Annotated in this window: 1 protein-coding gene; it reads right to left on the bottom strand. The window is 68.9% G+C overall.

What is annotated here, in order from left to right; genetic code table 11:
• The coding region (locus C1I89_RS34815) for a hypothetical protein (protein ID WP_219929647.1) at positions 1-360 on the bottom strand (360 nt) is incomplete at both ends.

Genomic DNA, 360 nt, shown 5'->3' with positions numbered 1-360 from the left:
CCGGTCGCGCGCCCAGGCCGGAATCCAGCTGGTCAGCTCGGCCACCTTGCCGCGCAGCCACCCGGTCAACTGATCCCAGCGCGCGCTGATCCCGTCCCACAGGCCGCCCACCCATTGCCCGCCGATCTCGGTCAGCGGCCGCGCGCCGAACAGCTCGAATACGGCGTCGATGCCCTTGGCCAGCAGCGTGGCCGGATTGAAGGCCAGCAGATCCTGGGCGATCTCGCCGATGCTGCGGCTGAAGAAGGCGCGCACGCCTCGCCACAGATTGCCGAACCAGGCGGTAATGGCGCTCCAGTTGTTGTAGATCAGCCCGACCGGCGAGAACGCCAGCAAGTCGCCGGCGATGTCGCCGATGCC

This window comes from Achromobacter pulmonis, assembly GCF_002885955.2.
GTDB classification, from domain to species: Bacteria; Pseudomonadota; Gammaproteobacteria; order Burkholderiales; family Burkholderiaceae_B; genus Achromobacter; species Achromobacter pulmonis_A.
Note: the sequence above shows the minus strand (reverse complement) of the source record. Positions and strands in the feature narration are given on the sequence as shown.